The organism is Arthrobacter sp. TE26545 (assembly GCF_056279005.1).
In genome coordinates this window covers 2,297,217-2,319,509 of record NZ_JBWBQM010000001.1, presented here as the reverse complement: position 1 = coordinate 2,319,509, position 22,293 = coordinate 2,297,217, and the positions used below count along the sequence as shown (strand labels likewise).

At 67.6% G+C, this 22,293-nt stretch carries 19 protein-coding genes and 1 riboswitch; of the genes, 15 read left to right on the top strand and 4 right to left on the bottom strand.

All coding sequences use genetic code 11. The features are described 5' to 3' along the window. Window positions 1–3 precede the first annotated feature (3 nt). The 6 genes from rpmF (at window position 4) to ftsY (ending at window position 7,434) form a co-directional block, all read left to right on the top strand. Window positions 4–207 (top strand): 50S ribosomal protein L32, encoded by a 204-nt coding sequence (gene rpmF / locus ACZ9CK_RS10465; RefSeq protein WP_074590103.1) that lies wholly within the window; start codon window positions 4–6, stop codon window positions 205–207. 24 nt (window positions 208–231) lie between these two features. Further along, window positions 232–933, top strand: coding sequence for a ribonuclease III (gene rnc, locus ACZ9CK_RS10460; protein WP_426298194.1), 702 nt, complete (start codon window positions 232–234; stop codon window positions 931–933). 6 nt (window positions 934–939) lie between these two features. Then, a complete protein-coding gene (gene mutM / locus ACZ9CK_RS10455) occupies window positions 940–1,893 on the top strand; it encodes a bifunctional DNA-formamidopyrimidine glycosylase/DNA-(apurinic or apyrimidinic site) lyase (protein WP_476049911.1) in 954 nt (317 codons plus the stop codon). Window positions 1,894–1,955: 62 nt separating this feature from the next. Further along, the gene (locus ACZ9CK_RS10450; protein WP_426298158.1) at window positions 1,956–2,444 is read left to right on the top strand and encodes a hypothetical protein; all 489 of its coding nucleotides are present in this window, start codon (window positions 1,956–1,958) and stop codon (window positions 2,442–2,444) included. Between the two features lie 115 nt (window positions 2,445–2,559). Next, a complete protein-coding gene (smc, locus tag ACZ9CK_RS10445) occupies window positions 2,560–6,177 on the top strand; it encodes a chromosome segregation protein SMC (RefSeq protein WP_476049910.1) in 3,618 nt (1,205 codons plus the stop codon). Between the two features lie 45 nt (window positions 6,178–6,222). After that, a complete protein-coding gene (ftsY, locus tag ACZ9CK_RS10440) occupies window positions 6,223–7,434 on the top strand; it encodes a signal recognition particle-docking protein FtsY (RefSeq protein ID WP_426298154.1) in 1,212 nt (403 codons plus the stop codon). A gap of 129 nt (window positions 7,435–7,563) precedes the next feature. Here the strand turns inward: ftsY and ACZ9CK_RS10435 are convergent, their stop codons facing one another. Both ACZ9CK_RS10435 and ACZ9CK_RS10430 read right to left on the bottom strand, forming a co-directional pair. Then, window positions 7,564–9,234, bottom strand: a complete 1,671-nt coding sequence (locus ACZ9CK_RS10435; protein WP_426298152.1) for a hypothetical protein — start codon at window positions 9,232–9,234, stop codon at window positions 7,564–7,566. Between the two features lie 92 nt (window positions 9,235–9,326). After that, window positions 9,327–10,559 (bottom strand): MFS transporter, encoded by a 1,233-nt coding sequence (locus ACZ9CK_RS10430; protein WP_426298150.1) that lies wholly within the window; start codon window positions 10,557–10,559, stop codon window positions 9,327–9,329. 271 nt (window positions 10,560–10,830) lie between these two features. Between ACZ9CK_RS10430 and ACZ9CK_RS10425 the strand changes: the two genes are divergently transcribed. Together ACZ9CK_RS10425 and ACZ9CK_RS10420 are read left to right on the top strand one after the other, a co-directional pair. Next, window positions 10,831–12,177, top strand: coding sequence for an ammonium transporter (locus ACZ9CK_RS10425; RefSeq protein ID WP_426298148.1), 1,347 nt, complete (start codon window positions 10,831–10,833; stop codon window positions 12,175–12,177). After that, window positions 12,174–12,512 carry a P-II family nitrogen regulator gene (locus tag ACZ9CK_RS10420; protein WP_070347556.1) on the top strand — a complete coding sequence of 113 codons (339 nt, stop codon included), beginning with the start codon at window positions 12,174–12,176 and terminating at the stop codon, window positions 12,510–12,512. Before ACZ9CK_RS10425 ends, ACZ9CK_RS10420 begins: the two co-directional genes overlap by 4 nt. Window positions 12,513–12,677: 165 nt before the next feature. Here the strand turns inward: ACZ9CK_RS10420 and ACZ9CK_RS10415 are convergent, their stop codons facing one another. Then, entirely contained in the window at window positions 12,678–14,078 is a 1,401-nt protein-coding gene (locus ACZ9CK_RS10415) for a glucose-6-phosphate dehydrogenase (RefSeq protein WP_476049909.1), read from the bottom strand. 157 nt (window positions 14,079–14,235) lie between these two features. Between ACZ9CK_RS10415 and ffh the strand changes: the two genes are divergently transcribed. Together ffh and ACZ9CK_RS10405 are read left to right on the top strand one after the other, a co-directional pair. After that, complete coding sequence (gene ffh, locus ACZ9CK_RS10410; RefSeq protein WP_476049908.1) at window positions 14,236–15,810, top strand: signal recognition particle protein; 1,575 nt, start codon at window positions 14,236–14,238, stop codon at window positions 15,808–15,810. Window positions 15,811–15,919: 109 nt separating this feature from the next. After that, window positions 15,920–16,654 (top strand): alpha/beta fold hydrolase, encoded by a 735-nt coding sequence (locus ACZ9CK_RS10405; RefSeq protein WP_476049907.1) that lies wholly within the window; start codon window positions 15,920–15,922, stop codon window positions 16,652–16,654. Between the two features lie 6 nt (window positions 16,655–16,660). Here the strand turns inward: ACZ9CK_RS10405 and thiC are convergent, their stop codons facing one another. Continuing rightward, on the bottom strand, window positions 16,661–18,499 hold the full coding sequence (gene thiC / locus ACZ9CK_RS10400; protein ID WP_426298139.1) for a phosphomethylpyrimidine synthase ThiC: 1,839 nt from the start codon (window positions 18,497–18,499) through the stop codon (window positions 16,661–16,663). Continuing rightward, window positions 18,468–18,575: riboswitch (TPP riboswitch) on the bottom strand. Its footprint overlaps the gene before it by 32 nt. Window positions 18,576–18,773: 198 nt before the next feature. Here thiC and ACZ9CK_RS10395 point away from each other — a divergent pair. The 5 genes from ACZ9CK_RS10395 to ACZ9CK_RS10375 all read left to right on the top strand — a co-directional run bounded on the left by ACZ9CK_RS10395 (window position 18,774) and on the right by ACZ9CK_RS10375 (window position 22,257). Then, complete coding sequence (locus tag ACZ9CK_RS10395; protein WP_426298137.1) at window positions 18,774–19,871, top strand: amidohydrolase family protein; 1,098 nt, start codon at window positions 18,774–18,776, stop codon at window positions 19,869–19,871. An 82-nt stretch (window positions 19,872–19,953) separates the two neighbouring features. Then, a complete protein-coding gene (locus ACZ9CK_RS10390; protein WP_476049906.1) occupies window positions 19,954–20,826 on the top strand; it encodes a VOC family protein in 873 nt (290 codons plus the stop codon). Window positions 20,827–20,920: 94 nt separating this feature from the next. Further along, window positions 20,921–21,358 (top strand): hypothetical protein, encoded by a 438-nt coding sequence (locus tag ACZ9CK_RS10385; RefSeq protein ID WP_426298133.1) that lies wholly within the window; start codon window positions 20,921–20,923, stop codon window positions 21,356–21,358. Window positions 21,359–21,590: 232 nt separating this feature from the next. Then, on the top strand, window positions 21,591–22,013 hold the full coding sequence (gene rpsP / locus ACZ9CK_RS10380; protein WP_115788751.1) for a 30S ribosomal protein S16: 423 nt from the start codon (window positions 21,591–21,593) through the stop codon (window positions 22,011–22,013). Window position 22,014: 1 nt separating this feature from the next. Further along, window positions 22,015–22,257, top strand: a complete 243-nt coding sequence (locus tag ACZ9CK_RS10375; protein ID WP_070347547.1) for an RNA-binding protein — start codon at window positions 22,015–22,017, stop codon at window positions 22,255–22,257. The last annotated feature ends 36 nt before the right edge of the window (window positions 22,258–22,293 follow it).

Here is a 22,293-nt window from a genome sequence, read left to right as displayed (position 1 = left end):
GCCGTGGCTGTTCCCAAGCGGAAAATGTCTCGCGCAAACACCCGCGCCCGCCGTGCCCAGTGGAAGGCTTCTGCCCCCCACCTGGTAAAGACCATCGAGAACGGCCAGGTTGTCTACAGCCTGCCGCACCAGGCAAAGGTCGTAACCGACTCTGCTGGCACCGCGCTGTTCCTTGAGTACAAGGGCCGCAAGGTCGCAGACGCCTAAGTCCGCCATACAGGCTGATTAAGGATGTCTTCAACTGAAGAGCTTCTGAAGCGTCTCGGCGTCACCATTGACGCCGAGACGCTTCGTCTTGCTCTGACACATCGCTCGTACGCGTACGAGAACGGCGGAATCCCCACCAACGAACGCCTCGAGTTCCTCGGCGATTCGATCCTCGGGTTCTCCGTCACCGACTTCCTCTTCCGGGAGAACCCCGACCTCCCCGAAGGCGAGCTGGCCAAGAGGCGGTCCGCCGTCGTCAGCACCCGTGCCCTCGCGGTGATCGGCCGCGAGCTCGGCATCGGCGATTACATCTACCTTGGCCAGGGCGAGAAGCTGACCAACGGGAAGAACAAATCCTCGATCCTCGCGGACACCATGGAAGCCCTCATCGGCGCCACCTACCTGTCGAACGACATCGAGACGGCCCGCCAGCTGGTCATGCGCCTGGTGGGGCCGCTGCTCGCCGATGCCGCTGCGCTCGGCGCCGGCACCGACTGGAAGACCAGCATCCAGGAACTCGCCGCAAGCCGTCAGCTCGGCACGGTCTTCTACGCCGTGGAAGGCACCGGGCCGGACCATGCCCGGATCTTCACCGCGGAGCTGCAGATCAACGGGACCACGTACGGCAAGGGAAACGGCCACTCCAAGAAGGAAGCCGAACAGGAAGCCGCGGCGGACGCTTGGCGCACCCTGAGTGCCACCGCGGCGAACGCCGGCGACAGCTGAGCACCCATGCCTGAACTGCCTGAAGTCGAGGTGGTCCGCCGCGGCCTCGCCCGCTGGGTGCGCGGCCGCACCATCACCTCGGTGGACGTCCTCGATCCACGCTCCATCCGGCGTCACGCACTGGGCGCCGAGGACTTCGCCGGAAACCTTGAACACGCCACGGTGCTGGACGTCGTCCGCCGCGGAAAGTTCCTCTGGATGCCGCTCGCCATGGACGGTTACGTCCCCGAAAGCCCGGGAACCGGCGTCGCCCTGATGGCGCATCTGGGCATGAGCGGACAGCTGCTCATGCAGGACCCGCAGGTGCCGGATGAAAAGCACCTCAAAGTCCGCCTCCGGCTAAGCCCCGCGCCCGGCATGCCCGAACAGCTGCGCTTCGTGGACCAGCGGATCTTCGGCGGACTGTTCGTCACCTCCCTGGTTCCCACGGACGACGGCGGCCCCGGCGGCCTGGCGGAAACGCCCCTGCCCGAGATCGCCGGGGAGGCCGCGCACATCGCCCGGGATCCGCTGGACCCGCACTTCTCCTTCGAGGACTTCTACCGGAAGCTCAAGTCCCGCAGGACCGGCCTCAAGCGCGCCCTGCTGGACCAGGGAATCATTTCCGGCATCGGCAACATCTACGCCGACGAAGCACTGTGGCGGTCCCGGCTGCACTATGCCCGGGCCACTGACTCCCTGCGCCGGGCGGACGCGCTGCGGCTGGTCGAGGCAGCGCGCGACGTCATGAACGACGCCCTGGCCGCAGGCGGCACCAGCTTCGATTCCCTCTACGTGAACGTCAATGGCGATTCCGGCTACTTCGCCCGCTCGCTGGATGCCTACGGCAGGACCGGGCAGCCCTGCCGGCGCTGCGCCGAGGCGGGCCTGGCCGGCGTGATCAAGCGCGAACAGTTCATGAACCGCTCCTCGCACACCTGCCCGGTGTGCCAGCCCCGCCCGCGCAACGGCCGCTGGTAGCGGCCGCGTTTCCCGCCGGCGGCTCCGTTTCCCGGCACCGGCTCCGGTGGCAGACTGTGGGCATGAAAGCCTGGGCCATCCGGACGGCGATCGCGTTCGTCTTCAACGCCATCACCTTGTGGGCGGCGGCCATCCTGCCCGGCGTCCGGCTCGGCAACGGCTTCCCCTGGGTGGTCCTGCTCTTCACCGCTGCCAGCCTGGTGCTGCGCGGCACCGCCTCCGCCGTGTTCCGGCGGCTGGATGAACGGCGTCGGCTGGATGAACGGCGGCTGGACGGCGGACAGGGGCCCGACGGCGGACTGCCGCGACGCTTGAAAGCGGCCCGCAAGGTGCTGGTCGGGGTCGTAGGACTCGCCTTGAGCTTTGGCGTCCTCTGGCTCACCACCGCGTTCGCCGGCGGCTTCACCATCAGCGGTACGAGCGGCTGGGTGCTCGCCACCGTGGTGGTCTGGCTGGCCTCGATTATCTTCGACGCCGTCGACGACGGGCTCGAAAGCAAGGCACATCAACTGCTCGGCGGCCCCGGACCGGGCGGCCGTCGCCGGACATGAACCGGCTCCAAAGAGGCCCTGAAGAGCCCCTGAAGCGGCCCAAATCCGGTGATTGTCGGCGTCGGGCAGTAGATTTGGAAGCACAAAGCTGCCACTGGAGGAGTTCCGAACCACCTTGCATTTGAAAAGTCTGACTGTCCGGGGATTCAAGTCGTTCGCGTCGGCTACGACGTTCGACTTCGAACCCGGCGTCACTGCGGTGGTTGGCCCCAACGGTTCCGGCAAGTCCAATGTTGTTGATGCCCTCGCCTGGGTGATGGGCGAGCAGGGTGCCAAGACCCTGCGCGGCGGCAAGATGGAAGACGTCATCTTCGCCGGAACGGCGGGGCGCCCGCCGCTCGGCCGCGCACATGTATCGCTCACCATCGACAACGCCGACGGCGCGTTGCCCATCGAGTACAGCGAAGTCACCATTTCCCGCACCCTGTTCCGGGCCGGCGGCTCCGAGTACGCCATCAACGGCTCACCCTGCCGCCTGCTGGACATCCAGGAACTGCTCTCCGATTCCGGCCTGGGCCGCGAAATGCATGTGATCGTCGGGCAGGGCCAGCTGGACCGGGTCCTGCACGCCACCCCGGAGGACCGCCGCGGCTTCATCGAGGAGGCTGCCGGCATCCTCAAGCACCGCCGCCGCAAGGAAAAGACCGTCAGGAAGCTTGAGGCCATGCAGTCCAACCTGCAGCGGCTGGGCGACCTCACGGCCGAAATCCGGCGGCAACTGACGCCGCTGGGCAAGCAGGCCGAGGTGGCCCGCCGTGCCCAGACTGTGCAGTTCGAGGTCCGCGACGCCAAGGCCCGCCTGCTGGCCGACGAACTCGTCCGCCTCAACGAAGCATTGGAAGAAGACGTGGCCACCGAGGCTGCCCTGAAGGAACGCCGCGAAGCGGTGGAACTGGAGTTCGGCGCCGGTCGGCAGCGCCAGGCCGAGGTCGAGCGGCTCGCCGCCGAAGCCACCCCGCGGCTGAACGCCGCCCGGGATTCCTGGTACCAGCTCTCGGCTTCACGCGAGCGGCTCCGTGCACTCGGGGCGCTGGCGGCCGAACGGCGCCGCCTGCTGGGCAGCTCCGATTCGGTGCCTGACTCCGGACGGGACCCGGAGCAGCTGGAACGCCAGGCGGCACGGGTCCGGGAGGAACAGGCCGCCTTGGAACAGGACATTGTGGCGCGCAAGGATGCCCTCGAGCGCGCCGGGCGGTCTCGCCAGGAGGCCGAGGAACTGGCCGCCGCCGAGGACAGGCGCCTGACGTCGGTGCTGCGGGCCGCGGCGGACCGCCGCGAAGGCATCGCCCGGCTCGTCGGTCAGCTCGCCGCGGCGCGGTCGAAGGCCGAGGCGGCCGACGCCGAACGCGGGCGCCTGCGCGAATCCATGACCGCCGGGGAGGAGCGCCGCCGCCTGGCGCAGCAGGAATTCGCCGCCCTCGAATCCCAGGTGGCCGGGGTGGAGGACGGCGAGGAGAGCCTCGACGCCGAGTACGAGGAGGCCACGGCGCTTCTTGACGGCGTCGGCGCCGAAATCGAAGCCTTGAAGAACGCCGAACGGGAACAGCTCCGCGAACGGGACGCGCTCACCGCCCGCCGGGATGCCCTCCAGCTCGGCCTGAACCGCAAGGACGGCTCCGGCCGGGTGCTCTCCTCCGGCACCGCGGGCGTGCTCGGTGCGCTGTCCGAGATGCTCGCGGTCGAACCCGGTTATGAGACCGCGGTCGCCGCAGCCCTCGGCAGCCATTCGGACGCCGTGGTGGTTTCGGGGGCGGACGCCGCGAAGGCGGCCGTGCAGCTTTTGAAGGACGACGACGGCGGCCGGGTTTCGCTGCTGCTCGCGGACGGCGGAGTGGCGGTCCGGCCGGAAAGCGGGTTGCCGGCGCTTCCCGCGTTGCCGGACGGGGCCCGCTGGGCCACCGCGCTGATCCGCCGGAACGGCAGCAACGCCGGCTCCAGCGACGGCGCAGACACCATCGCCGCGGAGGTCCTGCTGGCGCGCACCGCCGTCGTCGACGGCCTGGACGCCGCAGCGGAGCTGATCGCCCGCCACCCCGGGCTGACCGCTGTCACCCGCGCCGGAGACGTCTTCACCGCGCTGACCGTCAGCGGCGGTTCGGCCGATGCGCCGTCGCTGCTTGAGGTGCAGGCCGCCGTCGACGACGCCGAAAGCCGCCTCGCCGCTCTCACCGCCGGGCTCGAACGCGGCCGCTTCTCCCTGGCCGCCGCCGAAGCCCGGCGCGCCGAGGCACAGGAGCGCGCCGACGCCGCTTTGGAAAAGCTGCACGATTCCGACGCCCGGCTCGCCGCCGTCGCCGAACGGCTCGGCCACCTGAACTCGCAGCTGCGCAGCGCCGTCGCCGAAAGCGACCGCCTCGCCGAGTCCCTGGCAAAGGCCGAACTGAACATCGCCGTCGCCGAAGAAGCGCTGGAGGCGGCGGCCGAGCGCCTCGCCGCGGCCCAGGAAGCCCCCGAAGAAGACGAGCCGTCCACCGAACAGCGGGACGCCCTCGCCGCCGCTGCCAGCCAAGCCCGGGCCCATGAAATGGAGGTGCGCCTGGGGCTGCGCAGCGCCGAGGAACAGCTCAATGCCACAGCCAACCGGGCGGCGTCGCTGGAACGTGCTGCCGCCGCCGAGCGCCGCGCCCGCGAGGAAGCAGCGCGCCGCGCAGAACGCCGCAAGGCCCAGGCCGCCCGGGCTGCCGCCGTGGCAGGGACTGTGGAGCAGGCCGTGCGATTCATCGATGCCTCCGTGGAACTGGCCGCCCGTGCCCGCGACCATGCCGAGGCCGTCAAGGAACAACGGGACAAGGAACTCGCCGGCCTGCGCAGCAGCAATGACGCACTGGCGCGGGAACTGGCCGGACTGACCGATTCGGTGCACCGCGACGAGCTCGCCCGTGCCCAGCAGCGGCTTCGCATCGAGGCCCTCGAAGCACGTTCGGTCGAAGAACTCGGGCTGGCCCCGGAACAGCTGGTGGCGGACTACGGCCCCGACCAGCCGGTGCCGCTTCCGGCGGACGGCAAGGACAAATGGGCCGAGCTGCGTGCCGAAGTGGACGAGGACGGCAACCCCGTCCCTGCGGGAAAGCCGTTCGTCCGGGAGGAGCAGGAAAAGCGGCTGCGCAAGGCCGAACGCGATCTCGCTGCCCTGGGCAAGGTCAACCCGCTCGCCCTGGAGGAATTCGCCGCGCTTGAGGAACGCCACCAGTTCCTCAGCACCCAGCTCGAGGACCTGAAGGCAAGCCGCAAGGACCTGCTGGACATCATCAAAGAGGTGGACAAGCGGGTCCAGCAGGTGTTCTCCGAGGCCTTCGCCGACACGTCCAAGCAGTTCGACCATGTTTTCAGCCGCCTGTTCCCTGGCGGCGAAGGCCGGCTGGTGCTCACCGACCCGGATGACATGCTGACCACGGGCATCGAGGTCGAAGCCCGGCCTGCCGGGAAGAAGATCAAGCGGCTTTCGCTGCTCTCCGGCGGTGAACGCTCCCTGACAGCTGTCGCCCTGCTCGTGGCGATCTTCAAGGCCAGGCCCTCGCCCTTCTACGTGATGGACGAAGTGGAAGCGGCCCTGGACGACACCAACCTGGGCCGGCTCATCACGATCTTCGAGGAGCTGCGCGAATCCAGCCAGCTGATCGTGATCACGCACCAGAAACGCACCATGGAAGTCGCGGACGCGCTGTACGGGGTGACCATGCGCGGCGACGGGGTCTCCACAGTCATCAGCCAGCGGCTCGACGCCGGGGTGTGACGGTTTTCGGGCCGGGACGCCATCCGGCTATGAGAAGCTAGGGGAGTGAACGATCTCCTCCCCATTATTCTGTCCATAGCCGCTGCCCTGGTGGTCATCGGCGGGCTGGTTCCGGTGCTCCTGAAGGCGCGGAAATCCGCCGCCAAGTACCCCGGAACGCGCGATGCCAACGATCCGGCAACCCCGGCCGCCGGCGGAACGCTGGTGGAAGAGTACGGCGGTGCCGTTGACGAACGGAAAGCCCCGGCCGGCGTCGTCGATGCCGCCGAGGCACCAGAAACGGAGCTGGCGGACGAGCCGGCCGGACTCGAAATCGTGCAGGTCGAGACCCCCGCCCCGGTGGAAGGCAGGCTCCAGCGGCTCCGCGCCCGCCTGGTCAAATCCAACACGATCCTCGGCAAGGGCCTGCTGGCCCTGCTTGCGAGCGACAAGATCGACGAGAACGTCTGGGACGAGGTCGAGGAAACCCTGCTCCTGGCCGACCTCGGCACCGAACCCACCACGGAACTCGTGGACGCCCTCCGTGAGCGCGTGAAGGTGCTGGGCACCCGCAGCCCCGAGCACGTCAAGGCGCTGCTGCGCGAGGAACTCATCAAGCTTGTCGATCCCACCATGGACCGCAGCCTGAAGGTCGAACGCAAGAACGGCCACCCCGCCGTCGTGATCGTGGTGGGCGTCAACGGCGTCGGCAAGACGACCACGGTGGGCAAGCTGGCCCGCGTGCTGGTCGCCGAAGACAAGGACGTGCTGCTGGGCGCGGCCGACACCTTCCGCGCCGCCGCTGCCGAGCAGCTGGCCACCTGGGGCCAGCGCGTCGGCGTCCCCACCGTGAAGTCCGACGTCGACGGCGCCGATCCTGCCTCCGTCGCCTTCGAGGCGGTCAAGGCCGGCATCGAGCAGGAAGTCGACGTGGTCATGGTCGACACCGCAGGCCGCCTTCAGAACAAGGTGGGCCTGATGGACGAACTCGGCAAGGTCAAGCGTGTCATCGAGAAGCTCGCCGAGGTGGACGAAGTCCTGCTGGTACTCGACGCCACCACCGGCCAGAACGGCCTGAACCAGGCGAAGGTCTTCGCCGAGGTGGTCAACATCACCGGCATCGTCCTCACCAAGCTGGACGGCACCGCCAAGGGCGGCATCGTCGTCGCGATCCAGAAGGCGCTCGGGGTGCCGGTCAAGCTGGTGGGTCTGGGCGAAGGGCCCGACGACCTCGCCCCCTTCGAAGCCGACACCTTCGTGGACGCGCTGCTCAACTAGCACCCGCTCCGAACTAAGGTACCGAAGCACTAAGGTACCGAAGCACTAAGGCACCGAAGCAGAAAGCCCGGCCGCCCGCAGGATCATCCCGCGTGCGGCCGGGCTTTTTGTGTGGCCGGGCTCTCGGTGTCAGTACGTGAAGTGCAGCACCGTGATTGTTCCGGAGGTCAACGGGAACTTCTGCACGCTTGATCCCTGAACGAAGTCCATGACCATGGGACGCTTGCTGTCGGCCACCGGGAGCGCCTTCTTCCCGTCGATCACCGTGGCACCGGCGGCGGTGTAGCCGGGGCCGGCCATCTGCGTCATGGTTCCGGCCTTGGGCTTGCCGGGCAGGCTGAGCGTGACAGTGGCCTGGCCGTCCTTCTGCGGGTCGTTCTTGTTGGCGATGTAGACGCTGGTGCTGCCGTCCGCGTGCTTCACCGCGTAGGCGTAGCTCAGCCCGCCGCCGGACTGCTCCAGCTTCAGGAACTTGCCGGTGCCCACGTCCGAGACCATCGCCAGGCCGAAGTAGCTCGGGTTCTCCTCGATGGCTCCATCGGGCTGCAGGTATTTACCGCCGGAGCAGATGGGGGACAGCGGCGGGCCGCCGACACAGGTGATCAGCGAGCTGTGGAAGCCGAGCCGCTTGATGCCCTGCTGAAGCCCGTTGAGCGCGAATTCGCTGTACCAAAGGGCCGAGGCGTGGTTCTTGGTGGTCGGGTTCGAACCCGGGCAGGCCGAAGGGCCGGTCTCCGTGAGCCAGGTCTCCAGGCCTGCGGCCGTCGCAGGCTGCATAGCCCTCCGGTCGTAGTCCCGCACCCGGGGATGCATGTAGTCGCTCATCAGGTTCGCCAGGGTCGGCTGGTCCCCGGGTTCGCTGCCCGAGCAGCTGGACAACGGGTAGTAGTGGAAGGACATGATGCGCTGCTGCGGCAGGGGGGAGCCGGCGAAGGCTTTCCACCAGGCTTCCGAATACGTACCGGGCCCGATGATGGGCACGCCGGGCGCCGCCGAGTTGATCGCTTCGGCGTAGGCCTTGAGTTCGTTGAGGTAATCGGGAATGCCCCAGCTTCCGGGGCGCAGGCCGTTGTTGGGGTAGCCGTTCGGTTCGTTGCCGATCGTGAGGCCCACCAGCCGCTTGCCGAAGATCCGGGCAGCATGCCTGCTCATGTCCGCGGCCCGGGCGGGATCGTAATGGCCAAGGTCCACTGTCAGGTTCACGGTGCCGTCAATGGCGTCCACGAGGGTCTTGACCCGTTCAAGGTCCTTGGGCGTCACGGTGCGGGCCGGGTGGGCTTTGTCGCCCTGGCGGTCGCCGGGCATGGCTTCGCCCGAAGAGGTCCAGAAGAAGCGTCTGTCCACGGCATTGCCGCCGAAACGCAGCAGCGGCTTGCCCAGTCCCTTGAGGGTGGCCACAAGATCGGCGTTGGCGGAACCCAGGGAGGGATCGGCAAGGTCCGTGGCTTCGAGCGACAGGCCGACGGCCCCGGCCTCGATCGAGGTGCCGAGTTCGGAGGCCGAGACGTTGACCGTCATGGGGGCCACCGGGCGGGTTGCCGTGGCCTGCGGGCCGGGCTGCTTGTAGTAGTTCACCCCTGCCTGCTTCGTGAACTTCGGTGCCGGGCTCGGCACGGCGACGCTTCCGCCCGGGGGAGCAGGCTGCTGGGCGTTCAGGGCGAACGGCACGGCGATCGCCGCCCCGGCCACCAGGGCACCCGCAGCCGCCAGGGCCACCACCCTGCCCTTGCGGGCCTTGTTGCGTCGTGGTCGTCGGTCGGCGGCTTGCCCGCCGCCTGGCAGGTGGTCATGGGTGGCCACGGTGAAGTACCTCCGGGAAGCGGTGGGATTGGTCCTTGAGCCAGCCTAGACGATTTTGTTGCGGGCCTTTCGGCGTCCTTGCGCTCTTCCCGCTACGCCGCCCGGCGCCCGGGCAGGGTCTCCGGCGCGGCCAGCCACCAGAAGGCAGAAAGCAGCAGCAGGCTTCCGGTCGCGGCGAACGCCCAGCCGTAACCGAAGGCGTCCGCGAGCACGCCGGCCAGGACCGGGCCGACGATCGCGCCGGCGTCGGCAGCCATCTGGAATGTGGCCAGCACCTTGCCGCCGGAGCGTCCCTGTCCGAGGATGTCGCCGACGGCGGCCTGCTGGGCCGGGTTGAGCACCCCGGACCCGAAACCGGCCACTGCCGAGACCAGCAGGAAAGCTGTCAGGTTGTCCGTCAGGCCGATGGACGCCGTCGCGAGCCCGGTCAGCGCCAGGCCGGCGCTGATGAGCGGCTTGCGCCCGATCCGGTCCGCGAGGCGGCCCGAAAAGCTCAGGGCCACGGCATTGCCGCCGGCGAAGACCGCAAGGGCCCAGCCGGCGGACGCGGTGCCTGCCTGGAGAACCGCGACGGCGAACAGCGGCACCGTTGCCATGCGGACCCCGAATACTGCCCAGCCATTGCTGAAGCCGGAGAAAAGCGACGCCCGGTACGCAGGATTGCCAAGCGCCTCGCGCAACGGCATCGCGGGGCCGGCGGTCCCGCCTTCCGTTGCGGCGGATGGGCGGGCCCCGAGTTGGAACCGGACCAGCAGCGCAGCCAGGACGAGCGCCGCGGCATATGCCAGGAATGGCACCCTCAGCCCGAAACCGGCCAGCAGGCCTCCGACGACGGGACCGAGCACGCTGCCCAGCAGGAACGCCGAGGAGTAAGCACCTGACACCCGGCCACGGCTTTCGGGCGGCGCGAGCCTGATCAACAGACCCATTGCCGCCACGGTGAACATCACCGAGCCGGCGCCGCCGAGTCCGCGGTAGATGAGCAACTGCCAGTAGTCCTGGGCGAAGGCGCAGGCCGCCGTCGAGACCGCCACGATCAGGAGGCCGGACACATACACGGTGCGCTCGCCCAGCCTGCCGATCAGGGCGCCGCCGGCCGGGGCGAAGGCAAGGCGCATGAAGGCGAAGATGCTCACAATGACCGCCGCGGCGGTAGCGCCCACGTCGAAGGTGGTGGCGAACTGCGGCAGCACCGGGGCCACCAGGCCGAAGCCGAGGGCGATCAGGAACGCCGCCAGCAACATGACCTTGATGTCGCGGGGCAGCGCGGGGCGCCGGAGCGGGGTGTGGGAACCGGTGGAGGGCTCCCGGGTTGTTTCACGCATGCAGCGGCGGACCTCAAAATCGGTGGGGTTTCAGGACGGTGCTTCCAAGGTAACAAAGGGCGTGGGCCGATGATTCCGACTGCCGGGTGTGAGCCGCGAAACATCGCTGTAACGCGCAGGATATGCACCATTTACCTTTGGGAAGTTCTTGTAACAGGCGCGCAATCTAAATCCCGCGCGGGCGAAACACGGCGAGCTGAAACTTTTGTGTAGAACGCAAACGGCGTTGGTACAGGCGGCATTGGCCGCACAAGCAGAGAGGACGCAGACCATGGAATTTACCGCCGGTCTCGTTTGGCTCCTGGTCGCAGCGGCACTCGTGCTGTTCATGACCCCGGGCCTGGCATTCTTCTACGGCGGCATGACCCGTGCCAAAGCCGCCCTGAACATGATGATGATGAGCTTCATCGCCATCGGCACCGTGGCAATTGTCTGGGTCCTGTGGGGCGCCTCGATGTCCACCAGCAACAAGGACAACTTCTTCCAGATCTTCGCGAACCCCTTCAGCCACTTCGGCCTTCACAACTTCACCGAACCGGCCGATCTGTTGAAGGTCGGCTACGCCGCCACCTTCGCCATCATCACCGTGGCGCTGATCTCCGGCGCCATCGCCGACCGTGCCAAGTTCTCGGCCTGGACCCTCTTCACCCCGATCTGGGCAACCCTGGTCTACGCGCCCATGGCCTACATGGTCTGGGGCGGCGGCCTCTTCTCGGCTGATGGCTGGTTCGGCCAGACCTTTGCCCCGGTCATCGATTTCGCCGGCGGCACCGTGGTGCACATCAACGCCGGTGTCGCCGGCCTGATCCTCGTGCTGATCATCGGCAACCGCAAGGGCTTCGGTAAGGACCCGAACCACCGCCCCCACAATGTGCCCCTGATCATGCTCGGCGCTGCCATCCTGTGGTTCGGCTGGTTCGGCTTCAACGCCGGTGCCGCCGCCACGGTGGAGCAGGGCGGCCTGATCTGGATCAACACTCTCGTTGCCCCGGCTGCTGCCATGCTCGGCTGGCTCGTGGTGGAACGCATCCGCGACGGCCACCCGACCTCGCTCGGCGCGGCTTCCGGTGTGGTTGCCGGGCTCGTGGCCATCACCCCGGCCTGCGCGAACGTTTCCCCCCTGGGCGCCATCGCCCTCGGCGCGGTGGCCGGCGTGGCCTCGGCCCTCGCCGTCGGCCTGAAGTTCAAGCTCGGCTACGACGACTCGCTGGACGTTGTGGGTGTCCACCTGGTCTCCGGTGTCATCGGCACCGTGGCCATCGGGTTCCTCGCCACCCCCACCCAGGGCGCGGCAGGCCTCTTCTACGGCGGCGGCACCACCCAGCTCGTGGCGCAGGCACTCGCGGCGCTCGCCTCGATCGCCTTCACCGCGGTCATGACGTTCATCATCGCGTACCCGATCCACAAGATCATGGGCTTCCGCATCTCCGAGCGTCAGGAAATTGCCGGTGCGGACCTGAGCCTGCACGCCGAAACCGCCTACGAATTCGGCGTCGGCGGACACGGCGGCAGCTTCCAGCCCCTGCACGAACTGATCACCGGCAAGAAGGCGGCTCCCGCCGAGGCCGAAGAAACCACCGAAGCCACCACTGCAAGCAAGGAGAGTGTCCAGGCATGAAGCTCATCACCGCGATTGTCCGTCCGGAGAAGCTTGAGGCTGTCCGTGAAGGCCTCGAGGCCTACGGCGTCCAGGGACTGACGGTCAGCGCGGCCAGCGGATACGGCCGCCAGCGCGGCTACACGGAGGTGTACCGGGGAGCCGAGTACAACGTTGATCTCCTTCCGAAGATCCGCATCGAAGTACTGGCCACGGACGAGCAGGCCGACGACATCCTCGATGTCCTGATCGCTTCGTCCAACACCGGACGCGCCGGCGACGGCAAGGTCTGGACGGTGGACGTCCACGAGGCAGTCCGGGTCCGCACCGGAGAACGCGGCGCAGCCGCCATCTGAACGACCAGAGCGGCCGCCAGCTAGAAGGACCAGCGCAGCCGCCAGCTGAGCGATCAGCGGGCCATCCGCCGGAGGCAAGGAACGGGCCGGGTACCGACAAGGTACCCGGCCCGTTCTTCTGTGTCCGGTTCCTGTTGTGTCCGGTTCCCTTGTGCGCGGCGGACGTCAGCCCTCGACGGCGGTGGGCCAGCCTGCGGGACCGGCGCTGCCGGCGTCGTACTTTTCCATCGGAACGGAACCCCTGGCCCAGGCGGCAAGTACCGGTTCCACGATCCGCCAGCACTGTTCGGCGGTGTCGCCGCGCACCGACAACAGGGGATCGCCGCTGATGATCCCTTCGAGGACTTCACCGTAGGGAAGCAGTTCGGAGGCGTTGAGCTCGGTCAGGAGCGTGGCACGGTCGAGGCTGAACACGTCCCCGGGGCCGTTGACGTCGACGTCGAGCTTCAGCGTGTCCGGGCCGAAACCGATCCGCAGCTGGTTGGGGGCATCCACCCCCTGAAAGCCGTCGGGCAGGTGCGGCACGGGGCGGAAGGTGACCACCGCTTCCTTGCGCTTCAGGCCCAGGGCCTTGCCCGAACGCAGGATGAACGGAACGCCCTTCCAGCGCCAGGTGTCGATGCCCACCTCCACCTCCGCGAGGGTTTCGGTGTCTCGGGTCGGATCCACGCCCTCTTCGGCCGTGTAGTCAGGGACATCGCGGCCCCCGATCGTCCCGGCGCTGTAACGGGCCCGGCGCGTCGACTTCTTGTAAGGTGCGGTGATGTTGCTGGCGCGCAGGACCGTGGAGATCGCATCGCGCAGGTCGCGCTCGCCGATGGTAGCCGGGGCATCGATGGCGAGCAGGGCCATGATGTGCAGGAGATGGCTCTGGATCATGTCACGCAGGGCGCCGGCGCCGTCGTAGTAACGGGCACGGCCTTCCAGGGCCAGGTCCTCGTCGAAGATGATCTCGACCTTCTCGATGTGCTCGCGGTTCCACACCGGTTCCAGGAAACGGTTGGCGAAGCGCAGGCCCAGGATGTTCAGCACCGTGGCCTTGCCCAGGAAGTGGTCTACGCGGTGGATGTGGTCTTCCGGTACCAGCGCTGCCAGCGTCCGGTTCAGGGCATGTGCCGAATCGGTGCCGGAGCCGAAGGGCTTTTCAAGGACGAGGCGGGTGCCGGGCGGAAGCTGCGATCGATCCAGGATTTCGCAGGCCTTCTGGCTGACCTGTGGCGGGAGGGCGAAGTACACGGCAACGGGTGCCTCCAGCCCGCTTAGCAGCCCGGCCAGGCTGCCGTCGGCCGTGACGTCGAGCCCGTGGTAAGCGGTGTCCTTTTCCATCGCGGCGAGGGCGGCTTTGCCTGCTGCGCTTGCGGACTTGGCGGCCTCGGCGAAGGAGTCGTGGACACGCCTGCTCCACTGTGCCGCTGTCCAGTCATCGGAGCCGGCACCCACGAGCTTCAGGCCCGTGGCCCGGCCTGATGCCACCAGCCGTGCCAGTCCCGGAAGCAGCAGCCGGCCTGTGAGGTCCCCCGAAGCGCCAAGAATGAGCAGTGTTTTCACAGTGTTTTCGCTGGTCACTGTGCCAGCATGCCATCTTGGAGGTGCAACTTGGTACCCTAGATAGTCGGGTCCCGCAGCCGCGTTGAATCAGTGTTGTCCGGGACAATGATCGGCAATGATGCAGGCGCGCCGTTCCGGCCGCCATCCGTAGACCATTGAAAGAAGTGCACGTCGCGTGTTCAATTCACTCTCTGACCGGTTGACAGCAACCTTCAAGAATCTCCGTGGCAAGGGCCGCCTCTCCGAGGCCGATGTCGATGCCACAGTCCGGGAGATCCGCCGCGCCCTGCTGGACGCGGATGTTGCTGTTCCCGTGGTCCGTGAATTCGCCGGACGCATCCGCGAACGTGCCCTCGGCGCCGAGGTTTCGGCCGCGCTGAACCCGAGCCAGCAGATCGTGAAGATCGTCAACGAGGAACTCGTGGAGATCCTCGGCGGCGAAACGCGCCGCATCCGGCTGGCCAAGACGGGCCCCACCATCATCATGCTTGCCGGCCTCCAGGGCGCCGGCAAGACGACCCTCGCCGGCAAGCTCGCCAAGTGGATGAAGTCCCAGGGCCACAGCCCCATCCTGGTGGCCTGTGACCTCCAGCGGCCCAACGCCGTCACCCAGCTGCAGGTAGTGGGTAGCCGCGCCGGTGTACCCGTCTTCGCCCCCCACCCCGGAACCACCTCCGACCTTGAGACCCCCACCGGTGACCCGGTCGCCGTCGCGAAGGCCGGCGTCGACGAAGCCCGCCAGAAGCTGCACGACGTCGTGATCGTGGACACCGCCGGCCGTCTCGGCGTCGACGCCGAAATGATGGACCAGGCGCGCCGCATCCGCCAGGCGATCATCCCGAACGAAGTTCTCTTCGTCATCGACGCGATGATCGGCCAGGATGCGGTCAACACCGCGCACGCCTTCGACGAGGGCGTCAACTTCACCGGCATCGTGCTGTCCAAGCTCGACGGCGACGCACGCGGCGGTGCCGCCCTCTCGGTGTCCTCCGTGACCGGCAAGCCCGTCATGTTCGCTTCCACCGGCGAAGGCCTGGACGACTTCGAGCTGTTCCACCCGGACCGCATGGCCTCGCGCATCCTGGACATGGGCGACGTGCTCAGCCTGATCGAGCAGGCGGAGAAGAACTGGGACAAGGACGAAGCCGCCCGGATGGCGAAGAAGTTCGCCGACCAGGAAGACTTCACCCTGGATGATTTCCTGGCCCAGATGCAGCAGATCCGCAAGATGGGCTCCATGAAGAAGATGCTCATGATGATGCCGGGTGCACAGAACATCCGCCAGCAGCTTGAGCAGTTCGACGAGCGCGAGATCGACCGGGTCGAAGCCATTGTGCGTTCCATGACTCCGCACGAGCGCGTGGCCCCGAAGATCATCAACGGTTCCCGCCGTGCCCGCATCGCCCGCGGTTCCGGTGTGCACGTCTCGGAGGTCAACGGCCTGCTGGAGCGTTTCGCCCAGGCGCAGAAGATGATGAAGAAGCTCGCCCAGGGCGGCGGCATGCCCGGAATGCCCGGAATGCCGGGCATGGGCGGCGCCGGAGCACGCAAGGGCGCCAAGAACGCACCCAAGAAGAAGGCACGTTCCGGCAACCCGGCAAAGGCGGCGCAGGAACTGCGGGACGCCGAGGCCAAGCGCAAGGCCGCTGCTTCCGCGCCGAGCGGTGCCGCATTCGGCCAGGGGGCGGCCGACTTCGATCCCTCGCAGCTGAACCTGCCCAAGGGCTTCGACAAGTTCCTCGGCAAGTAAGCCGACAAGTAGTCCGCGGCGCTGCCGGTCCGGCGCCAGCCTAGCGCCCCAGCTTGCTCCCCAACCTCGCTTCGCGCGGCTGGGTCCCCTCGCAAACTAGGCTGGAGCAATGGAAAAGCAACGCGTTGTCTTCGTCCACGGCGGCGGCTCATTCGGAGCTGCTGCGTGGCCGAAGCAGCACGGCATGGCCTTGCAGTATGACGCCCTCTTCCTGCGGCGCCAAGGCTTCGATCCGGTGGCTGAGCCCGTGGAGCCGTCTGTCGCCGCCGACGTCGCAATCATCCTGGCCGCCCTGGAAAGCGGAGACACTCCCGGCGGACACCTCGTGGCGCATTCCCTGGGGGCCATCCCGGCGATGCTGGTCGCCGTCGAGCATCCGGAACTGGTGCGCTCCCTTGTCCTGGTGGAACCGGCCTGCCTGTCCCTGACCGCGGAACTTCCCGCCACCATGGCGTACCGGGCCCTCATGGAGCCTCTGTTCGAGGCCCGGCACCGGCTGGGCGACGAGGAATACCTGCAGGAGTTCCGGCGCCGCACCGCCTCGGCCGTGGCCGGGCCGGCGTCGACCGAGGACCCGCGCCGAGCCGCACGGCGGCTGAGGCTGCAGGCCCCGCCGTGGGAAGCGCCGCTGCATATCGTTCCGGGCGTTCCCACCCTGGTGCTCACGGGTGGCTGGGAACCCCTCTACGAGGAGATCGCCGCCTACCTGCGCGAAACCGGTGCCCTCCACCGCGTTGCGGCAGGAGGACACCGGCCCCATGATTCGCCCGAAGGAGACCGGATCATCCGCTCCTTCATCGCGGAATCCGGCCGGGCGCAGGCATCCCGCAGGCACCCGGCCTAAGGTCGGTCAGCCGCGGCGCCCCGAGGCTTCCGGCAGGGTCAGCTCGGGGAGATAGACCTTTCCGCCGGCCGCGAGGAACTCCTCGCTCTTTTCACGCATGCCGGCGTACATTTCCGCGATCGCCGCCTGGGCATCCGCGGAGCCGTACTCATCGCGGATGTCCTGGCTGATGCGCATGGAGCAGAACTTCGGCCCGCACATGGAGCAGAAGTGCGCGGTCTTTGCCGGTTCCGCGGGAAGCGTTTCGTCGTGGAACGTCTCGGCCGTGACCGGGTCCAGGGACAGCGCGAACTGGTCGCGCCAGCGGAACTCGAAGCGCGCCTTGGACAGCGCGTCGTCGCGTTCGTTGGCTCCGGGGTGCCCCTTGGCCAGGTCTGCGGCGTGCGCGGCGATCTTGTAGGTGATCACGCCGGTCTTCACGTCGTCCTTGTTCGGCAGGCCCAAGTGCTCCTTCGGGGTGACGTAGCAGAGCATGGCCGTGCCGTAGCGGGCGATTTCCGTGGCGCCGATGGCCGAGGTGATGTGGTCGTAGCCGGGGGCGACGTCCGTGACCAGCGGGCCAAGGGTGTAGAACGGCGCGCCCTTGCAGAGTTCCTGCTGGCGTTCCACGTTTTCGCGGACCAGGTGGAACGGCACGTGGCCGGGCCCCTCGACCATCACCTGGACGTCGTACTCCCACGCACGCTGCGTCAGCTCGGCCAGGGTGTCCAGCTCGGCGAACTGGGCAGCGTCGTTGGCATCCGCCGTCGCGCCGGGACGCAGGCCGTCGCCCAGGGAGAACGCGACGTCGTACTTGGCGAAGATCTCGCACAGCTCATCGAAGTGCGTGTAGAGGAAGTTCTCCTCGTGGTGCGCCAGGCACCAGCCGGCCATGATGGAACCGCCGCGCGAAACGATGCCCGTCACGCGGTTGGCGGTCAGCGGCACGTAGCGCAGCAGCACGCCGGCGTGGATGGTCATGTAGTCCACGCCCTGCTCGCACTGTTCGATCACCGTGTCGCGGAAAATCTCCCAGGTCAGCTTGTTGGCCTCGCCGTTGACCTTCTCCAGCGCCTGGTAGATCGGAACGGTGCCGATCGGAACGGGGGAGTTGCGGATGATCCACTCGCGGGTGGTGTGGATGTCATCGCCGGTGGAGAGGTCCATGACGGTGTCCGCGCCCCACTGGGTGGCCCACTGCAGCTTGTCGACCTCTTCGGCGATCGAACTGGTCACGGCCGAGTTGCCGATGTTGGCGTTGATCTTTACCAGGAAGGCCTTGCCGATGATCATCGGTTCGGACTCGGGGTGGTTGATGTTGTTGGGGATGATGGCACGCCCTGCCGCCACCTCGCTGCGGACCAGTTCCACATCGCAGTTCTCGCGCAGCGCCACGAAGCGCATCTCCGGGGTGATGATGCCCTGCTTCGCGTAATGCATCTGGGTCACCGTCTTGCCCTCGACGGCGCGGCGCGGTACCGGCTGGGCTCCCTTCCATTCAGCGGAGGCTGCACCCCGGCGCAGCGCCGACTTGCCGTCGTCGAGCAGGTTCCGTTCGCGGCCGCTGTAGGTCTCGGTGTCGCCGCGCCCCTCGATCCAGGCAGCACGGAACGGCTCCAGCCCGACCACCGGATCGCTGCCCGGGCCGGCAGTGCGGTAGACCTGCAGCGGCGCGTTCGCCTCGCCGTTGGGGGAGGGCTCCAGCGCAATCTCCGTGACTGGCACGCGGATGCCGGAACCGGCGTCCTCGATGTAGGCCAGGGAATGCGATTTCAGCGACTGCGTCACCTCGGCGGAACCGTTCTGGGCAGGGCTGTGCTGTGCATCTGAGGTACTCAAAGGATTACTCACTTCCTTCGCCGGCATTACCCGGACAGGTTCGACGGTCGCAGGCTGCGCCAGCCTGATCTCAGCCCATGCATGGGCCCCCGTGTGGTCGTAGACGAAGCTACCACAGCCCCGGGTGCGGGGACCGAAAAGCCTGGATGTTACTGTGGCGGCGTGCACCAGATCAGGGCCGCCTGGCGTCCGGCTACGCCTCCCTGCCGGGCATTGAAGGCGCCGCCGGCGCCCTCCTTGCGGCGGCGCTCGCAGACCTCGACGGCGGCTGCAGGATTGCAATGGAAAGGGAGCTTCAGCAATGAGCGTTGACGCCGGAGCCGGCATCATCGAATTCAGCGGGACCGTGTTGTGCGGGCCCGCGGAGGATCGCCGCGGATTGTGGTCCGTGGACGGCCGGCTCACCTTCACGAGGCCGGAACGGCAGCCGCAACTCGTCCTGGACGGCTGGGTGCTGCCGGGTTTCGTGGACGCCCACTGCCATATCGGCCTGGGACCCGGCGGCGCGGTGGACGAGGACACCGCCCGGGCCCAGGCCGCGGCCGACCGCGACGCCGGCACGCTTCTGGTACGCGACGCCGGCGTTCCCGCGGACACCCGCTGGCTGCAGGGGAGCCCGGGCGTGCCCCGGATCATCCGCTCCGGCCGGCACATCGCCCGCAGCCGCCGCTACCTGCGTGGACTGGGAGTGGAAATCGAACCGGAACAGCTCGTGGAGGAGGCCAGGAAGCAGGCCCGCGCGGGGGACGGCTGGGTGAAGCTGGTGGGGGATTGGATCGACCGCTCCGCAGGCGACCTCGGGCCCTCCTTCCCGGCCGCGGTCGTCAAGGACGCCGTCGCCGCCGCCCATGACGAAGGCGCACGCGTGACGGCCCATTGTTTCGCGGAGGACACCATCGACGACATGCTCGACGCCGGCATCGACTGCATCGAGCACGCCACCGGGCTGCTGCCCAGGCACATTCCGCGGCTGGTGGAGCAGGACGTGCCGATCGTCCCCACGCTGGTGAACATCGCGACCTTCCCGGACATCGCGAGGCAAGCCGAAGCCAAGTTCCCCCGCTACGCCACGCACATGCTCGAACTATGGGAGCGCCGCTACGAACGGATCGGGGAGGCGTTCGACGCCGGGGTCCGGGTCTACGCGGGAACGGACGCCGGAAGCGTCATCAAGCACGGCCGCATTGCCGACGAGATCCTTGAGCTGCACCGTGCCGGGCTTTCCCCGGCAGCGGCCCTCGACGCCGCCTGCTGGTCCGCGCGTGGATGGCTGGGAGCCGAAGGGATCGGCGAAGGCGCCCCGGCCGACGTCGTACTCTGTGCGGAGGATCCGCGGCGGACGCTCGCTACCGTCGCGCGGCTGCGGCACGTGGTGCTTGGCGGCCGGGTCATCAGGTAGCCCTTGGAATAAATTGAAGCTTCAAGTAATTTATTAAGAGTAGAAGCGCCGATCGGCGGCGCCAACACTTTCGGGAGTTTCAATGACCGCAGCATCCAATCAGGACCTGCTTCCTGCCGAACTGACCATGGGCACAGTCATGCTCAAGGTCGGCGACATGAAGCTCATGAGCGGCTACTACCAGAATGCCCTTGGCCTGGATGTTGTGGCCGAGCAGGACGGCGGACTCTACTACGGCCGTCTCGGAAAGCCCCTGGTGCACTTGGCCCCGGCCGCCGGCCTGCAGATTCCGGGGCGCCGCGAGGCCGGCCTCTTCCACACGGCCCTGCTGTTCGAGGACCGGGCCGCGCTCGCAGCCACCATTGCGACCGCCGCGCAATATGAGCCGCGCGCATTCGTCGGAAGCGCTGACCACCTGGTCAGCGAGGCGTTCTACTTCACCGACCCCGAGGGCAACGGCATCGAACTCTATTACGACAAGCCCCGTGAAGGCTGGGAGTGGAACGGCAGCACCGTCGTCATGGACAGCCTTCCGCTGGCCCCGCAGCGGTACCTGCAGGACCACCTGAACGAGGAAGCGGTGGCCGGCCAGCGTGCCGCTGCTGCCGGCGTCGGGCATGTCCACCTGCAGGTGGGCGATGTGCAGACCGCCCAGGACTTCTATGTCAGCACCCTCGGCTTCGAGCGGACTGCGGGATGGCACGGCCAGGCCCTGTTCGTCTCTGCCGGCGGCTACCACCACCACATGGCGATGAACGTCTGGAACAGCCGCGGAGCCGGCCCGCGCCGCGACACCCTGGGCTTGGGTGAAGTGGTGATCGAGGTGCCGTCCGGTGACGACGTCGGAGCGTTGGCGGACCGCCTCAAGGTCGCCGGAATCGAATCGCACCACACCGGACAGGAGTTGCGTTTCGAGGATCCGTGGCGCAACCGCCTCCGCGTGGCCGTCCGTTAGGTCCCAGTCCGTTACGCTGATCGGGACGGCGCGATTCCCCCGCTGGTTCGGGGCCGCCGTGCTGCGTTGGAACGGATGAATGAGAGTGGTTTCCATGGGTTTTGCCGAAATTTTTGTTGCCACCCACGATGAAGCGCTCAAGCGTGCGGCTGCGCTGGAACGCGGCGGCGAAGTGGCCGGTGCGGCGGTTCGCATCCCCGGCATCAGTGATTTCGAAGTGGAGCAGCTCGGGGACCTGGCCGGACACGCCGTCCACGCCGCGGGCGCCGACTACGAGCTGGCCATGGTCGATGTCACCAGTGACGCACTGCTTGGCGTTCCTGCCGCCATGGTGCGTGCCCTTTCAGAGCTGCTCAGCTACGAAAGTGAAGGCGAGGGCAACGTCCTGGACGATGTCGCAGAAAGCTGGGCCGCGCAGGAGGACATGCCCTTCGGTGCGGAGGAATCCCGCGGCTACGTCCAGCAGCTGGCGGCGCTGGCCGCCGATGTCGAAAAGTCCGAACGCGCCGGGCTCTACGTCTGGTCTGTCTGAGCATCCGCGCCGGGGCCGCAAGGTTTCCTTTGCCCGGCTCCGGCGTGCGCGACACCCTGGGAGGTCCAGTTCGAATTCCCGTCCGCCATCTGGCACAATGGACAGGTACTCGATCCGTGCGGCCCCTCTCTCCGTGCGCGCATCCTGTCCTTAGAACCCTCAAGTATGGCCCGCCCCACGGGTGCAGAACGATGGGTTCACCCTCGTTTCAGAAACAGGAGTGACCACAAAAGTGGCCGTTAAGATTCGCCTCAAGCGCTTCGGTAAGATGCGCGCACCGTACTACCGCATCGTTGTCATGGACGCCCGCGCCAAGCGCGATGGCCGTGCCATCGAAGAAATCGGCAAGTACCACCCCACCGAGGAGCCCTCGTACATCGAGGTCGCTTCCGAGCGTGCACAGTACTGGCTGTCCGTCGGCGCCCAGCCGACCGAGCAGGTTGCCGCCATCCTGAAGATCACCGGTGACTGGCAGAAGTTCAAGGGCCTGCCGGGCCAGGAAGGCACCCTGAAGACCAAGGCTCCGAAGGAAGCCTTCGTCGCTCCGGAAAAGGGCTCCGTGATCATCCCCGAAGCCATCACCAAGAAGGCCAAGAAGGAAGAGGCCGCTGAGGAAGCCGAGGCTCCCGAGGCAGAAGCCACCGAGGCCGAGTAAATTGCTGGCAGAAGCGCTCGAACACCTGGTCCGCGGCATTGTCGACAGCCCTGAGGATGTCAAGGTCAGTGCCAGGAACAACCGACGCGGTGAATCGCTCGAGGTTCGTGTCCACCAGGACGACCTCGGCCGGGTCATCGGCCGCCAGGGACGCACCGCACGTGCACTGCGCACTGTGATCGCGGCTCTGGCCGGTGGCGAGCAGGTCAGGGTCGACGTCGTCGACACCGACCGCCGCCGGTAGACGCGCTCAGCAATAGCTGGACTTTGGATCCGGTCC

Excerpts from the sequence above, each read along its gene's own strand:
- ACZ9CK_RS10450 (WP_426298158.1), top strand. The coding sequence starts at position 1,956 with ATGAAAGCCTGGGCCATCCGGACGGCGATCGCGTTCGTCTTCAACGCC.
- mutM (WP_476049911.1), top strand. The coding sequence starts at position 940 with ATGCCTGAACTGCCTGAAGTCGAGGTGGTCCGCCGCGGCCTCGCCCGC.
- ACZ9CK_RS10430 (WP_426298150.1), bottom strand. The coding sequence starts at position 10,559 with ATGCGTGAAACAACCCGGGAGCCCTCCACCGGTTCCCACACCCCGCTC.
- ACZ9CK_RS10425 (WP_426298148.1), top strand. The coding sequence starts at position 10,831 with ATGGAATTTACCGCCGGTCTCGTTTGGCTCCTGGTCGCAGCGGCACTC.
- ACZ9CK_RS10390 (WP_476049906.1), top strand. The coding sequence starts at position 19,954 with ATGACCGCAGCATCCAATCAGGACCTGCTTCCTGCCGAACTGACCATG.
- ACZ9CK_RS10395 (WP_426298137.1), top strand. The coding sequence starts at position 18,774 with ATGAGCGTTGACGCCGGAGCCGGCATCATCGAATTCAGCGGGACCGTG.
- ACZ9CK_RS10420 (WP_070347556.1), top strand. The coding sequence starts at position 12,174 with ATGAAGCTCATCACCGCGATTGTCCGTCCGGAGAAGCTTGAGGCTGTC.
- rnc (WP_426298194.1), top strand. The coding sequence starts at position 232 with ATGTCTTCAACTGAAGAGCTTCTGAAGCGTCTCGGCGTCACCATTGAC.
- ACZ9CK_RS10385 (WP_426298133.1), top strand. The coding sequence starts at position 20,921 with ATGGGTTTTGCCGAAATTTTTGTTGCCACCCACGATGAAGCGCTCAAG.
- thiC (WP_426298139.1), bottom strand. The coding sequence starts at position 18,499 with ATGCCGGCGAAGGAAGTGAGTAATCCTTTGAGTACCTCAGATGCACAG.
- ACZ9CK_RS10405 (WP_476049907.1), top strand. The coding sequence starts at position 15,920 with ATGGAAAAGCAACGCGTTGTCTTCGTCCACGGCGGCGGCTCATTCGGA.